This is a genomic window from Klebsiella sp. ZJOU C1 (assembly GCF_035620215.1).
Lineage (GTDB): Bacteria > Pseudomonadota > Gammaproteobacteria > Enterobacterales > Enterobacteriaceae > Klebsiella > Klebsiella variicola.
Genome location: NZ_CP141644.1, coordinates 5,116,311 through 5,131,160 on the forward strand (window position 1 = coordinate 5,116,311; position 14,850 = coordinate 5,131,160).

Here is a 14,850-nt window from a genome sequence, read left to right on the forward strand (position 1 = left end):
ATCAACGTCCTGACAGCTGGCGCAGTGCGGAAATGACGCGAGTGACATCGTCATCGGTCATGTCCGGGAACAACGGGAGAGAACAGATGCGGGCGCTGTTCCATTCGGTATTTGGCAGGGAAACCTCAGGGAAGCGCTCGCGGTAATATTTTTGCGTATGAGCCGCACGGAAATGCAGACCCGTGCCGATACCCATCGCCTTCAGCTTTTCCATCAGCGCGTCGCGGCTGATGCCGCATGCGGCCTCATCGACGCGGATGATAAACAAGTGCCAGGCGTGCTGGTGATCCCATGCCGGGACGGTCAGCGGTTTAAACGGCGTGTCCGCCAGCTCGCGCAGGTAGCGCTGGGCAATCTCCGTCCGGCGCTGATTGGCGTGGCTCAGTTTTTCCAGCTGGACCAGCGCCAGAGCGGCGTTGATATCGGCAAGGTTGTACTTGAAGCCCGGGGTGATCACCTCCGCCTGCGGCGCGCGGCCGTGGGTCTGACGATCATAGGCGTCCACGCCCAGACCATGGAATTTCAGACTGCGGATACGGGAGGCCAGCTCGTCGTCGTCGGTGACAATCAGCCCGCCTTCGGCGCAGGTCATGTTCTTGATCGCGTGGAACGAGAAAATGGCGGTCCCCTGCCAGCCAATGTGGCGGCCTTTATAATGGGTACCCGCCGCATGGGCGGCATCTTCAATCACCGGAATGCCGTGGCGCTCGCCCACCGCGCGAATGGCGTCGATGTCGGCTGGCGCGCCCGCGTAGTGCACGGGAATTATCGCTTTGGTACGCGAAGTGATCGCCGCTTCCACCGCGTCAGGGGTAATCATCAGATTGTCGTTATCGACATCGATCATCACCGGCGTAGCGCCCAGCAGGCAGATCATATTGAGAGTGGAGACCCAGGTCTGGGACGGCGTAATGACTTCATCGCCGGGGCCAATACCCAGCGCCATCAGGGTCACATGCATCCCGCCGGTCGCTGAACTGACGGCAATCGCGTGGCGGTTGCCGGTCAGCTGGCAGAATGCCGCTTCGAGTGCCTGATTCTTCGGTCCGGTGGTGATCCAGCCCGACGCTAAAACTTCACGCAGCGCAGCCAGCTCTGCGTCGCCCATCGACGGGCGCGAAAACGGCAAAAAATCGCTCATCATCATCCTGTTCTGTAGTTGACCCACGCACAAATCAGGGTCGTTAGAATAAAATATCCTGCGCCTGCGGACTTAAACGAAATTAAAATGAAGTGAGTTCAGCGCGGCATTCCATTTCAGGGTATTTCGACCACTATTAATGTAGTCGACCTTGCTTAGGATAATATTAAGAAATTAATATTTTCTCAGAATAAGTAATAACTCATTACTAAACAGTATGATAGGAATTTTTTATGGCAGGGGTATGACAGGAAAGCGTTCCTGTTAAGCGGCAAGAAACAGGAACGCAATAGCAAAAAGTAAACGGGAATTAAACCAATACACAATACTTAAATTAGCGATCGTCACGCTTAATGACAAAATGTTAGCGCAGATCACAAAGTTATTTCTGCTGAATTACAAATTTGCAGGAAAATCCGCAGGTAATTCGCTCGCCGGGCAATTAATGACCTCGTCATTATCGGCGCCACAGTCGCGAATGAAGGTGATAGTGGCGAACTCGTCAATCACTTCCGTTGGATAGGCCGGGCCGGCATCACGGTACGAATTCATCAGCGGAATATGGTCGTTCTGGAAGCAGACGGTTTTTTCCGGGTTATTCATGATCCAGCGCGGGAAGAAAATGGTGCCGTGGAACAGTTTGTCGCCCAGGTTGACGATCAGGCTGACGTCGGTGCCGGTCGGTTCGGTCCAGGAGATTTTGTAGATACTTTCCCCCACCCGCACGATGTACGCTTCCTGATCTTTCACCCAGCGATTGCCGACGATGCCGCTGTGAATACGGTAGTCGAGGGTGTGGCCATTTTTGACGTAAATCTCGTAGTTCCAGCCGTTGTCGTAGGTATAGACCAGATGTTTACCGATAAAGCCGCTGAGGTCATGTTTGTCGAAAGTGCTCATCATTTATTCTCCTCTGTTTTGTTGAGGACAGCATACGTCTTTAAAAAATGAATGAATAACGCTATGTTTGGATTAAATACATCCAAATTTTAGATTGATTATGCACAAGACAACCCTGGAGCAATGGGCGTTACTCGAAAAGGTAGTGGAATTGGGGAGCTTTGCCAGAGCGGCGGAGGAGACCAACCGCAGTCAGTCTTCGGTGAGCTATAACCTCGCGCTGCTGCAGGAGCGCTTAGGCGTGGCGCTGCTGGCGCCGTCCGGCCGGCGGGCGGTGCTGACCCCGGCCGGCGAACTGCTGCTGAATCAGGTCAAACCGCTGCTGCAGGCCTTCGCCTACGTCGAGACCCACGCCGCCACCTTACGCAACGGGGCGCGTACCCGCCTGGATCTGGTGGTCGACAGCATTTTCCCTCGTCAGCGACTATTCGCCATTCTGCGCCAGTTTCAGCAGCGCTATCCGCAGACCCAGGTCAGACTCACCGAAGTGCTGGAAAACGTTGATGACGAGAGCGCGGCGCGGACGGAAGCTGATGTGATGGTGCTGACCCGCCGCCAGGATATTACCGGCCGCGGAGAGTGGCTGATGAATATTGATTTTATCGCCGTCGCCCACCGCGACCACCCTCTCGCCACGCTCGACGGGCCGCTGGAGGACAGCACGCTGGCGCCGTGGCCGCTGGTGCGCATTGCCGATCAGACCGGCGATGGCCAGGCGACGCGTGACGCCTGGACCTTCTCCACCATTGACGCCGCCATTGATGCGGTGATGTATCAGGTCGGGTTCGGCTGGCTGCCGGAAGAGCGCATTCGCCCCCATCTCGACCAGGGCGTGCTGAAGCGGCTGCCCCTCAGCCACGGCGCGCGCCGCGCGACGCCGCTGCACCTGATCGTTAAGCGGGACCTGGCGCCGATCGACGAGCAGGTAGCCACGCTGCTGGGCTTATTCCGGGCGCCCTGAGAAGCGCAGGCGGTGTTTACCGCCCGCGTGTAATGATACGATTTTCTTATACTTTCCGGCGCAATATTGATCCAGGTTACTCCCAAAGTATGATGAATCACTAAAATCGTCATACTTTCCTGTCGCTGAGATCACCGTCTTGTCTACTATCCGCCTCACCCTGCTGGCGCTGGTTGCCTGCGTCCCTTTACTGGCTCAGGCCGCGCCGCACCAGCTCACCACCGCCTGGCCGGTTAACGTCGGCCCGCTGAATCCCCATCTCTATACACCCAACCAGATGTTTGCCCAAAGCATGGTCTATGAACCGCTGGTGAAGTATCAGGCTGACGGCAGCGTACAGCCCTGGCTGGCGACCCGCTGGCGTCACGCCGCCGATGGTAAAACCTGGTGGTTCACCCTGCGCGACGATGTGACCTTCTCCAATGGCGAACCGTTTAACGCCCAGGCCGCGGCGGCCAATTTCCAGGCGGTGCTGGCCAACCGCCAACGCCATGCCTGGCTTGAGCTCGCCAACCAGATCACCGACGTGCGGGCGCTCAGCGCCACTGAGTTGCAGATCACTCTGAAAAGCGCCTACGCGCCCTTACTCCAAGAGCTGGCCCTGCCCCGCCCGTTCCGCTTCATCGCGCCCTCGCAGTTTATCGATGGCGGCACCGCCAGGGGCATTAAAGCCCCGATCGGCACCGGTCCGTGGCGACTGGCGAGCTCGCAGCTCAATCAGCGCGATGTGCTGGTACGCAATGAGCGCTACTGGGGTCGTAAACCGGCACTGCAGCAAATCACCATCAAGGTGATCCCCGACGCCACCAGCCGGGCGGTGGCGTTCGAAACCGGGGAAATCGATATGCTCTACGGTGACGAAGGGCTGCTGCCGCTGGACACCTTCGAACGTTTTCGCCATCACCCCGGCTACGTGGCGCGCCTGTCCGCCCCGGTGGAAACGGTGATGCTGGCGCTGAACGCCAGCCAGGGCCCGACCCGCGAGCAGGCGGTTCGTGAGGCGCTCAACTACGCCGTCGATAAACAGACCCTTGTCGATAGCGTGTTGTATGGCACCCAGCAGGTTGCCGACACCCTGTTTGCCCCCTCGGTCCCCTACGCGCCGCAGGATCTGACGCCGCGCCGTTACGATCCGGCAAAAGCCCGCGCCCTGCTGGAGCAGGCTGGCTGGCAGCAGCCAGAGGGCCAGCCCTGGCGACAAAAAGCCGGGCAACCGCTGGCGATTGAGCTGGCGTTTATCGGCACCGACGCGCTGGCTAAATCAATGGCCGAAATTATTCAGGCCAATCTGCGGCAGGTCGGCGTCCAGGTCACCCTGGTGGGTGAGGAGGAGAGCAGCATTTACGCCCGCCAGCGCGAAGGCCGCTTCGGTATGATCTTCAATCGCACCTGGGGCGCGCCCTACGATCCGCATGCCTTTTTAAGCTCGATGCGCGTCCCGTCGCATGCGGATTACCAGGCCCAGCGAGGCCTGCCGGACAAGGCGCTGATTGATAAAGAGATTAGCGAAGTACTGACCACGGGGGACGAGGCGCTGCGGAGAAAACTGTACCACGATGTGCTGACCCGCCTGCATCAGGACGCGGTGTATCTGCCCATCAGCTATGTCTCGCTGATGTCGGTTGCGCACCAGGAGGTCGGGGAGATCCCGTTCGCCCCGGTGACCACCGAGATCCCTTTCGATCAGATTAACCCGGTAACGCCATAATGCTACGCTATATTTTACGCCGCCTGCTGCTGCTGATCCCGCTGCTGCTCGCCGCCTCCGCCATCATCTTTCTGCTGCTGCGGCTCGGCACCGGTGACCCGGCGCTGGATTATTTACGCCTGTCGAACCTGCCGCCCACTGAAGAGATGGTTGCCTCGACCCGCGAGCTGCTGGGGCTCAACCAGCCGCTGGCGATGCAGTATCTGCACTGGCTGTGGCGGGCGCTGCACCTGGATTTCGGTCTCTCCTATGCCACCCAGCGCCCGGTCCTGGATGACCTGCTGCACTTCCTACCCGCCACCCTGCAGCTCACCGGCGCGGCGCTGGCGCTGATCCTCGTCACCTCCCTGCCGCTGGGCATCTGGGCGGCGCGCCATCGCGATCGCCTGCCGGATTATGTGGTACGGCTGATTGCCTTTCTCGGCGTCTCAATGCCGAACTTCTGGCTGGCCTTTCTGCTGGTGATGCTCTTTTCCGTGCATCTGCAGTGGCTCCCGGCGATGGGGTATGGCGACTGGCAGCACCTGATTTTGCCCGCCGTATCCATCGCCTTTATGTCGCTGGCGATCAACGCCCGCCTGCTGCGCGCCAGCATGCTGGACGCCGCCAGCCAGCGTCACGTGATATGGGCGCGGCTACGCGGATTGAGCGCGCGCCAGGTGGAGCGCCGACATATCCTGCGCAATGCCACCCTGCCGGTGGTGACCGCCCTGGGCATGCACATTGGCGAGCTGATCGGCGGCACCATGATTATCGAAAATATCTTTGCCTGGCCCGGGGTCGGCCGCTACGCGGTTTCCGCCATTTTCAATCGCGATTACCCGGTGATCCAGTGCTTTACCCTGATGATGGTGACGGTGTTCGTGCTGGCTAATCTGGCGGTGGATGTGCTTAACGCGGCGCTCGACCCGCGCCTGCGCCGCCACGAGGAGGTGAGCGCATGAGATGGCTACAAAGCTTTCGCTGGCCGGTAAAACTGGCCATGCTGGTTATCGCGCTGTTGGCAGTCATCGCCATCGGCAGCGGCTGGTGGCTGCCCTGGGATCCAGCGGCGATTGACCTTCAGCAGCGGCTGCTACCGCCGGGCGCAGCACACTGGCTCGGCACCGATCATCTCGGCCGGGATATTTTCTCACGCCTGCTGGCCGCCACCCGCGTTTCGCTGGGGGCGGTGATGGCTTGTCTGCTGCTGGTGCTGCTGATCGGTCTGGCGGTCGGCGGCAGCGCCGGGCTGCTGGGCGGCCGCGCCGACCGCGGCCTGATGCGCCTCGCCGAACTGTTTATGACCTTTCCGACCTCGATCCTGTCGTTCTTTATGGTGGGGGTGCTGGGTACCGGGTTGACCAACGTGATCCTCGCCATTGCGCTGTCGCACTGGGCCTGGTATGCCAGAATGGTGCGTAACCTGGTGGTTTCCCTGCGCCAGCGCGAATTTATCCTCGCCGCCCGACTGAGCGGCGCCAGCCAGTGGCGGCTGTTCAGCGACCATCTGGCCGGGGCGGTGATCCCCTCGCTGCTGGTGCTCGCCTCGCTGGATATCGGCCATATGATGCTTCACGTGGCCGGCATGTCGTTCCTCGGTCTCGGCGTCAGCGCGCCGACGGCGGAATGGGGGGTAATGATCAACGACGCCCGACAGTATATCTGGACCCAGCCGCTGCAAATGGTCTGGCCGGGGCTGGCGCTGTTCATCAGCGTGATGGCTTTTAACCTGCTGGGCGACGCGCTGCGCGATCGTCTCGATCCCCACCTGATCGCGGAGCATAGCCACTGATGCCGCAGAAGATCCAACTGGAACAGATCTCGCTTGCCGCTGACCGACCGCTGGTCAGCGACGTTTCCTTCACCCTGCGCCGCGGGCAGGTGCTGGCGCTGCTCGGCAGCAGTGGCTGCGGAAAATCGCTGACCTGCGCCGCCGCGCTGGGCATGTTGCCGCCTGGCGTCAGGCAAACCGCCGGCCGGGTGCTGCTCGACGGCATTCCGGTGCACGGCGAACAGCTGCGCGGCACGACCATCGCCACCATCATGCAAAACCCACGCAGCGCCTTTAATCCACTGCAGACCATGGCCGCGCACGCCCGGGAAACCTGCCGGGCAGCGGGTCGTGAAACGAATGACGCCGTGCTGCTGGCAGCGATGGAGGAGGTCGGTCTGGACAATCCGCGGGCGCTGCTGAAGCGCTACCCCTTTGAGATGAGCGGCGGCATGCTGCAGCGGATGATGGTCGCTCTCGCCCTGCTCAGCCGCGCGCCCTTTATCATCGCCGACGAGCCGACGACCGATCTCGATGCCATCGCCCAGGCGCGCATTCTCGATCTGCTGGCGGATATCGTCGCCAGGCGCGGTCTGGGGCTGCTGCTGGTGACGCATGACATGGGCGTCGTGGCGCGGCTGGCGCATCACGTGACGGTCATGGAGAACGGTCGCCTCGTTGAACACTGCGATGTGAATACGCTATTTAGCGCCCCGCGGCACCCGCTCAGCCAGCGCCTGCTGGCCGCGCATCTGGCGTTATACGGTCTGGAGAAAACACCATGAATTTACTCAGCGTCACCGGAGTGAGTCACGATTATCCTCACCACGGCAGGGTCCTGCATGCGATCCATCTCGCCATCGCCCCCGGCGAAACGGTGGCCCTGCTCGGACGCAGCGGCTGTGGGAAAAGCACCCTGGCGCGGATGCTGGTGGGTCTGGAAACGCCGCAGCACGGCGATATTGCCTGGCGCGGCACGCCGCTGACTGCCCTCAAGGGCGAGGCCATCGGCGCCTTCCGCCGTGATATTCAGCTGGTATTTCAGGATGCCTTCAGCGCGGTGAATCCGCGCAAAACGGTGCGCGAGATCGTCAGCGAGCCGCTACGCCATCTGTTACGCTTGTCGCGTGAGGCGCGTTCGCGGCGGGTGGAAGAGATGCTGCTGGCCGTCGACCTCGCGCCGTCGCTGCTCGATAAGCGCCCGGCGCAGCTCAGCGGCGGGCAGCTGCAGCGCGTCTGCCTGGCACGCGCCCTGGCGGTGCGGCCGCAGCTGTTGATCCTGGATGAAGCGGTTTCAAATCTCGATCTGCTGCTGCAGGCGGAGATTATCGCCCTGCTGAAGCGCCTGCAGGCGCAGTTTGACACCGCCTGCCTGTTTATCACCCACGACCTGCGGCTGGTGGAGCGCTTTTGCCAGCGAGTGCTGGTGATGGAGCACGGGCGCATCGTCGAAACCGCGACGGTCAGCTTACCGCTGCGCCTGCACTCCCCTGCAGGTCAGGCGCTGCAGCGCGCGGTGCTGCCACCTTTTCCTGCCACTCTGCTAAACGAGGCCATGCCATGCAGCGCGTAACCCTGACCCTTGATGATGATCTGCTGGCCGCCCTCGATGCGCTCAGCGCCCGCCGTGGCTACCACAATCGCTCGGAGGCGGTACGCGATATTCTGCGCGACGCCCTCAACCAAGATCCTGCGTCGCCGGAATCACGGCGCGGGTATGCCGTCCTGTCGTACGTGTATGAACATGAGAAACGCGAACTGGCGAGCCGGCTGGTGGCCACCCAGCATCATCATCACGATCTCTCCGTCGCCACGCTGCATGTGCATATCAGTCATGACGACTGCCTGGAGATTGCGGTGCTGAAAGGTGACATGGCCGAGGTACAGCATTTTGCCGACGAGGTGATTGCCCAGCGCGGCGTGCGGCATGGGCATTTGCAGTGTTTAGCGGATGATTAATTATTTGAAAATTCTTGGGTGGTTTATCAACAGTTGATAAACCACATAAACTATACGCTTTGTGAATTATCCCTCTTCGCCAATAATGGCGCCTCATTTAACGATCTCGTTATGGCGAGGCTCCTGCATAAATACAAGTTACCGCCCTGTTGGTATCGAGAGAGACCACTCAGGGAAATACAGGCTTCCATCGAATCAAGGTGTTGCCAAGGTAACTTCTGGCGGTCATGACCGTTCAGATACGTTATGCAGTGCTAAAACCAGGACGTAGGGATCTGCCTGCGCTAACCCTGTCTTGTTCGCCCCTATGAGTGATTTTTTATAGGGATTTTAATCATGTCTTCCATTCAACTCTGCGCCGCCCATCAGGCGACCTCTGGCTTCGACGGCGATGCGATCGCCCAGTACATGCGTACCGATTTTATTACGCTGCAGGAACATCTCAGCGTCCATGAGGCGCGCGAACACTTTATCTCCCAGCTGGACAGTGATGATATTCCCGGCCAGGTGTTTGTCGTCGCCGGCAGGAAACTGCGCGGCAGCCTGTCGGTCAAAAAGCTCCTGCAGGAAGGGGATGTCGGGCAGTCTATCCGCTACCTGATGGACAGCTGCCTGTTTCGCGTCAAACCTGACGACGAGCGCCCGCAGGTGATTGCCGAACTCACCGAGCGCGGCCTCGATCTGGTACCGGTTGTCGATAAAGGCGAGCTGGTCGGCTGCCTGATGGAAAAGGAGATCGCCCATCTGCTGGAGGATGACGTCACCGAAGACGCCCAGCTGCAGGGGGCGACGCTACCGCTGGAAAAACCGTACCTCGAGATCAGCCCCTGGACGCTGTGGAAGAAACGTTCGGTCTGGCTATTGCTGCTGTTCGTGGCCGAAGCCTATACCAGCAGCGTGCTTCAGCATTTCGAAGAGGCGCTGGAATCGGCCATCGCCCTCGCCTTCTTTATTCCGCTGCTCATCGGCACCGGCGGCAATAGCGGAACGCAGATCACCTCGACGCTGGTGCGCTCGATGGCGCTGGGGGAAGTGCGGCTGCGCGATATGGGGCGGGTGATCCGCAAAGAGGTGTCGACCTCGTTTCTGATTGCCCTGACCCTGGGTCTGGCGGGCTGCCTGCGCGCCTGGATGATGGGGATTGGCATGGAAATCACGCTGATCGTCAGCCTGACGCTGGTATGTATTACCCTGTGGAGCGCGATTGTCTCGTCGATCATTCCGATGGTGCTTAAGCGGATCGGCATCGACCCGGCGGTGGTTTCCGCGCCGTTTATCGCTACGCTGATTGATGGCACCGGGCTGATTATCTATTTCAAAATCGCCCAGTATTTTCTTGGGTTGAACTAACATCACGTAACAGCCCGGCCGATTTGCGCCGGGCTTATTCAACCAGGTTCTGGGCGCAACGAATCGTGGCGATAGCATTCAGGATACAAAGGATCTCTGGCGTGAGTTTGTAAAAAGCCTTTCCCTTTTCCGTTAATATTACCTTCCTGATATTTTTCCCTCGCACGATGAGATTAAAACCAATCTCGTTTTCCAGCGCACAAATACTGGTGGTAATGGACGCGGCATCGATACCAAAACGTTGTGCTGTATGATGAATATTCCCTGTTTGTACCATAACACTGAACATTTCAATCTGGGCATTATTCATAGTCAATACCCCCTTTTTATTTATTCATTCCGCCATCGTTTTAGTTAACCGCAAACAAAATGTCAATCACTGGCTGCCAATGCCCTGTCGCGCAACAATGTGAAATGCATAACACCGTTATTTAATTTTGCAATCCAGCCATTTCATAATGAAAAAAACCGACGATAACCCCTAATATAAATTTGTGATACTCATCAACATAAGAACAATTCACCATTAATTAACAAAATAAAAATCATTTTAATTTCAATATATTATAAAAATTATCACACTATAAATAAGTTGTGGCATAGGGCATGCACTTATCTCCACGTAAACAACACTGGAGAAATTGACATGACGTATAAAATTCTACTCCCGCAAGAGATCATGGCCGAAGGGAGAGAGTATCTGGAAAGCCGGGGTTATCAGCTAATTAATGGTTCCGGGATGGAAGAGGAAGATATCATCCGCGATATCGGCGACTGCGACGGTATCATCGTGCGCCTGTCAAAAATGTCCGACCGCGTTTTTGAAGCGGCTAAAAAGCTCAAAGTGGTGGCCCGCCATGGCGCAGGTTACGATACCGTAGATCTGGAGTCCGCCAAACGTCATGGCGTTGTGGTATTAAATGCCCCGATAGCCAACAGTATGTCAGTTGCGGAACTGACCATATTTTATATGCTGCACTGTTCACGTAATTTCAAGCTGGTCGAAGAAAAAATGCTTGAAGATTATTACTGGGCAAAACTGCGCACCCCGAAAGTTGAACTTGATGGTAAAACCCTGGGTTTAATTGGTGTAGGAAATATCGGCTCGCGCGTCGCGTTAAAAGCATTGCACGGCTTTAATATGAAAGTCATTGCCTATGATCCCTATAAAACGCAGCAGCAGATCCCCGAGGGTGTCGAACTGACTGACGATTTCGACCGAATTTTCAAAGAGAGTGATTTCGTTTCGCTGCACTGCCCAACAACAGCGGAAACCACCGACTTCGTCGGCGAAAAACAGTTCTCGATGATGAAGCCCAGCGCCTATTTCATTAATACCGCCCGCGGCAAACTCGTCGATGAGCGCGCACTTTATCACGCCTTAAGCCAGCAAATTATCGCCGGCGCCGGTGTTGATGTTTTGAAGAAAGAACCCTTCGATGCCAACGATCCTATTTTCGCGCTGAGCAATATCGTCATCGGCCCCCATATCGGCGCCGCCACTATCGAAGCAACCGACAGGGCGTCTCTTCATTCCGCCATCGGCATTGACGAAGTGTTATCGGGTAAAAAACCGTCCTGGCCGGTCCCAGGTTTTTAAGGAGCAAGAGATGACTATTGGTAACCGTGTATTTTTAAAACGTCCGTTGGGAAATATTGCCCTGCTGAAAGAATATGAGCACCTGCCGGCGGCAAATATTGCTGACACCATGAACCGTATCGCGGTATTAGGCAACGGCATCAAGCGTATTTCCTCACCTCAAAAACCGATTATGGCCGGCTTCGCCATTACGGTAAAAGCTCGCGCCGGCGACAATTTGATGCTCCATGCCGCCCTGGATATGGCGGGGGAAAATGACGTCATCGTGGTCTCCAACGAAGGGGATCGCTCGCGGGCATTGATGGGCGAAATCATGGTGGCGTATGCCCACCACATGAAGAAAATTGCCGGTATCGTGCTGGACGGGCCGATTCGCGATATCGACGCCCTATCGGTGCTTGATTTTCCGCTCTATGCCACAGGCTCGAATCCGGCAGGCCCTTTCAAAATGGGACCCGGGGAAGTGAATACCCCCATTGCCGTGGGCGGCGTCGCTGTCTGCCCTGGCGATTTAATTGTCGGCGATGCGGATGGCGTCATTGTCATCCCACTGAGCGATGCAGAAACGGTGCTGGATAAAGCGAAAGAGTACGCCAAATTCGATGCCAGCAAAGTGGACGCCGCCAAAAACGGTACCGCCAATCGTCAATGGGTTAAAAAATCGCTGGATGCAACGGGCGTCGAATATATCGACGACACGTATCGTTAATTCGATTAAATAATATAAGCCACGGTGGTTTATCTGCCGTGGCCTTAAAGCAAAGGTAACAAAAATGCTTTATTTAAAACTCTTGCCGATTATCTTTTTCCCTGTTTTATTTTGGATAATACCGCATCCGGAAGGCGTTGCCGCCCCGACATGGCATATGGTTGGCATTTATCTGGCCATGCTCTGTGGCTTGGTTTTACGCCCGTTTACCGACGCGGTGATTATGCTGATTATTCTGGGATTCGCCTCTCTGGTACTCGACCCCGGTCCACTATTCGCTGGATTTGGCAGCCCGATGGTATGGTTTATTATCAGCGCTTTTATTATTTGCAAAGCGTTTGTCATTACCGGGTTAGGTAAACGCATTGCTTATCTATTACTCAAACGCTACGGCAAAAATACCCTGACGCTCGGCTATCTGATGATGGTCACCGACACGGTGCTGGCCCCGGCGACCGGTTCAAACATGTCGCGTTCGGGAGGGATTACCTACCCCATTTTCAGGAATATCGCCGAAGCGCTTGGCTCGAAGCCCGACGACGGTAGCCGCAAAATCGGTGCCTATCTGACTATCCTGATGTACGTCGTCTCGATGGGGACCTCCAGCCTGTTCCTGACCGGGATGGCCACCAACTCGATCACCGTTTCATTAGCCAATGAAATTATGAAGGTCAATCTTGAGTGGATGACCTGGTTTAAAGCCGCCGTTGTCCCGGCGGGACTGGTGCTCATTCTGGCGCCCTGGATCCTGTATAAAATCTATGCCCCGGAACTCAAAGTTATTGAGAACGTGAACGAAATTGCGGAAAAAGGCCTCAATGAATTAGGCCCGGTCAAACGCGAAGAGAAGCTGTTGATCGTGTTCTTTATTCTCGGCGTGTTAGGCTGGATGACCGGGTCTATCACCGGTATTGCCTTTATTCCGGTAGGGCTCGCCTTCCTCGCCTGTCTGCTGCTTTTCGGCGTCCTGAGCTGGAATGACGTGGTCAGCGAAAAATCAGCCTGGCAGACCTTTGTCTGGTACGGCGCCTTCTACGGTTGCGCGGTGGCGCTGTCAAAAGGGGGCTTCTATGTTTACCTGGTCGACGTGATTAAAAATTATCTCGATCTCTCGCATTTGAGTGAAATCAGCGCGATTGCCGTGCTGGTGTTTATCAGCCTTGCGGTCCGCTATTTCTTCGTCTCAAACAGCGCCTTTGTGGTCTCTTTCTATCCGGTGCTTTTTACCCTGGGTATGACCACGCAGGCACATCCGATGTACGTCGCGCTCTCCCTGGCCTTCTCCGCAGGCTATGGCGCGTTATTGACCCACTATGGCAATGGGGCTGGTGTATTTACCTTCTCCAGCGGCTACGTGCCACAGAAAACCTTCTGGATGCTCGGCACCATTATGGTTGTGGTGAACGTGTTAATCTTCTTCTTAATCGGTATTCCTTACTGGAAGCTTATCGGCATCTGACAGGAGCATAAAATGAAACTGGATATAGTCATTAAAAACGGTCAGATCGCCGATATTGAAAACCGTACTTATATCAACGCCGATATTGGTATTAAGGGTAACCGCATCGTTGATATTTCTCATCATAGCGACCTGCAGGCTGAAACCGTTATTGATGCGTCGGGCTGTATCATTCTTCCCGGCCTCATCGATTTTCATGGCCATGTTTTCCATGGCGGAACGGCGATTAGCGTTAACCCTGATATCGTCTGTTTACCCAACGGCGTCACCAGCATGGTCGATGCCGGGAGCAGCGGATGGGTCAACTATTCGCTATTTCGTAATAGCGTGATCCATCCGGCGATGGTGAAAATTAAGAGCTATTTAAACGTGGTCAATGTTGGCCTCTCCACCCTCGGTGGCGGGCCCACCGGCTACCTTGAAAATACCAATCCGGCCAATTACAACGAGGAAAAAATTGCCCAGACGCTGAATGACAATAGAGACAACATCCTGGGTTTGAAATTACGCTATAGCCAGGATATCGCCCGAGGCAGACAGTATGCCAGCGATCCGCTGTTAGCCACGGTCGCCCTCGCACGCAAACTGGAAACCTCGATTTGCGTGCATGTCACCGACTCCCTGTTGTGCGCCGATGAACTGATCCGCTATTTTGAAGAGGGTGACATCTATGCGCACTGTTTCCACGGTACCGGTCATTCCATTCTCAACGAACAAGGGCTGGTGTATGCCGCCATCAAAGAAGCACAGTCCCGGGGGGTGATCTTCGATTGTTCAAACGGTGTCGCCCACTTTGATTTCAAGGTGGCGCAATCGGCGATGGAGCAGGGATTCTACCCTGATATCATCAGTACCGATTTAACCCTGCGCAATAGCTTGCGTACTGATAAGGTCTATAGCCTGCTGCATGTGATGTCGAAATATCTCAATATGGGCATGCCGTTCTTTGACGTTATCCGCGCCGTGACCGCCACGCCGGCTCGCCTGATGAAAATGCAGGGGCAGATTGGTACCCTGGCGGCAAACGCTATTGCCGATATTTCCATTGTGAAATTACGCAAAGATAAGATCACCTTTGAAGATACCCGGGGAAAAACCCTGGAGGGTGATTGCTACCTCGATAACTGCGCCACTATCTGTAACGGACAGATTGTTTATCGCCGTCTGCGTTTCTAATTCGCAAGCCACCAGCCATACGCCTTTCCAGGCGTATGGCTGGTATGATAAAACCCCTCTTCTATGACCTTCGTCATTATTTATCTGCGCCTTAAAATTATAATGATTTTAGCCAATCCTGAGCCGATAAGTGA

General features: G+C 56.3%; 15 protein-coding genes and 1 riboswitch. Of the genes, 12 read left to right on the forward strand and 3 right to left on the reverse strand.

Translation table 11 applies throughout. From position 1 onward, the window contains the following. Position 1 precedes the first annotated feature (1 nt). Together arnB and SPE70_RS24645 are read right to left on the reverse strand one after the other, a co-directional pair. A complete protein-coding gene (gene arnB / locus SPE70_RS24640; RefSeq protein ID WP_012540377.1) occupies positions 2 to 1,141 on the reverse strand; it encodes a UDP-4-amino-4-deoxy-L-arabinose aminotransferase in 1,140 nt (379 codons plus the stop codon). A gap of 396 nt (positions 1,142 to 1,537) precedes the next feature. Next, positions 1,538 to 2,044, reverse strand: a complete 507-nt coding sequence (locus tag SPE70_RS24645) for a phenolic acid decarboxylase (RefSeq protein WP_012540376.1) — start codon at positions 2,042 to 2,044, stop codon at positions 1,538 to 1,540. Positions 2,045 to 2,141: 97 nt separating this feature from the next. On the opposite strand from SPE70_RS24645, the gene SPE70_RS24650 reads away from it, so the two are divergent. The 8 genes from SPE70_RS24650 (at position 2,142) to SPE70_RS24685 (ending at position 9,772) form a co-directional block, all read left to right on the forward strand. Further along, entirely contained in the window at positions 2,142 to 3,002 is an 861-nt protein-coding gene (locus SPE70_RS24650; RefSeq protein ID WP_008806950.1) for a LysR family transcriptional regulator, read from the forward strand. A gap of 139 nt (positions 3,003 to 3,141) precedes the next feature. Then, entirely contained in the window at positions 3,142 to 4,710 is a 1,569-nt protein-coding gene (gene nikA, locus SPE70_RS24655) for a nickel ABC transporter substrate-binding protein (RefSeq protein WP_012967108.1), read from the forward strand. Next, positions 4,710 to 5,654 carry a nickel ABC transporter permease subunit NikB gene (gene nikB, locus SPE70_RS24660; protein ID WP_064142700.1) on the forward strand — a complete coding sequence of 315 codons (945 nt, stop codon included), beginning with the start codon at positions 4,710 to 4,712 and terminating at the stop codon, positions 5,652 to 5,654. Before nikA ends, nikB begins: the two co-directional genes overlap by 1 nt. Continuing rightward, positions 5,651 to 6,484 carry a nickel ABC transporter permease subunit NikC gene (nikC, locus tag SPE70_RS24665; protein WP_012967107.1) on the forward strand — a complete coding sequence of 278 codons (834 nt, stop codon included), beginning with the start codon at positions 5,651 to 5,653 and terminating at the stop codon, positions 6,482 to 6,484. The genes nikB and nikC overlap by 4 nt, the downstream gene beginning before the upstream one ends. After that, positions 6,484 to 7,248 (forward strand): nickel import ATP-binding protein NikD, encoded by a 765-nt coding sequence (locus tag SPE70_RS24670; RefSeq protein ID WP_008806946.1) that lies wholly within the window; start codon positions 6,484 to 6,486, stop codon positions 7,246 to 7,248. The genes nikC and SPE70_RS24670 overlap by 1 nt, the downstream gene beginning before the upstream one ends. Further along, positions 7,245 to 8,036 carry a nickel import ATP-binding protein NikE gene (gene nikE / locus SPE70_RS24675; protein WP_008806945.1) on the forward strand — a complete coding sequence of 264 codons (792 nt, stop codon included), beginning with the start codon at positions 7,245 to 7,247 and terminating at the stop codon, positions 8,034 to 8,036. Before SPE70_RS24670 ends, nikE begins: the two co-directional genes overlap by 4 nt. Continuing rightward, positions 8,024 to 8,422, forward strand: coding sequence for a nickel-responsive transcriptional regulator NikR (gene nikR / locus SPE70_RS24680; protein WP_032755954.1), 399 nt, complete (start codon positions 8,024 to 8,026; stop codon positions 8,420 to 8,422). Before nikE ends, nikR begins: the two co-directional genes overlap by 13 nt. 98 nt (positions 8,423 to 8,520) lie before the next feature. Then, positions 8,521 to 8,702: riboswitch (M-box (ykoK) riboswitch) on the forward strand. 56 nt (positions 8,703 to 8,758) lie between these two features. Then, the gene (locus SPE70_RS24685) at positions 8,759 to 9,772 is read left to right on the forward strand and encodes a magnesium transporter (RefSeq protein ID WP_012540371.1); all 1,014 of its coding nucleotides are present in this window, start codon (positions 8,759 to 8,761) and stop codon (positions 9,770 to 9,772) included. Between the two features lie 34 nt (positions 9,773 to 9,806). Here SPE70_RS24685 and SPE70_RS24690 read toward each other — a convergent pair whose 3' ends face one another. Next, positions 9,807 to 10,082, reverse strand: coding sequence for a LysR family transcriptional regulator (locus SPE70_RS24690; RefSeq protein ID WP_004204933.1), 276 nt, complete (start codon positions 10,080 to 10,082; stop codon positions 9,807 to 9,809). 336 nt (positions 10,083 to 10,418) lie between these two features. Here SPE70_RS24690 and SPE70_RS24695 point away from each other — a divergent pair, with 336 nt between their 5' ends. The 4 genes from SPE70_RS24695 (at position 10,419) to SPE70_RS24710 (ending at position 14,716) form a co-directional block, all read left to right on the forward strand. Further along, positions 10,419 to 11,372: a hydroxyacid dehydrogenase gene (locus SPE70_RS24695; protein WP_004204934.1), complete on the forward strand. Its 954-nt coding sequence runs from the start codon at positions 10,419 to 10,421 to the stop codon at positions 11,370 to 11,372. A 10-nt stretch (positions 11,373 to 11,382) separates the two neighbouring features. Next, positions 11,383 to 12,081 carry an RraA family protein gene (locus tag SPE70_RS24700; RefSeq protein WP_064170591.1) on the forward strand — a complete coding sequence of 233 codons (699 nt, stop codon included), beginning with the start codon at positions 11,383 to 11,385 and terminating at the stop codon, positions 12,079 to 12,081. A 64-nt stretch (positions 12,082 to 12,145) separates the two neighbouring features. Then, positions 12,146 to 13,540, forward strand: a complete 1,395-nt coding sequence (locus tag SPE70_RS24705) for a DASS family sodium-coupled anion symporter (RefSeq protein WP_004204936.1) — start codon at positions 12,146 to 12,148, stop codon at positions 13,538 to 13,540. 12 nt (positions 13,541 to 13,552) lie between these two features. Next, positions 13,553 to 14,716 (forward strand): metallo-dependent hydrolase, encoded by a 1,164-nt coding sequence (locus SPE70_RS24710; protein WP_064170592.1) that lies wholly within the window; start codon positions 13,553 to 13,555, stop codon positions 14,714 to 14,716. Positions 14,717 to 14,850 lie beyond the last annotated feature (134 nt).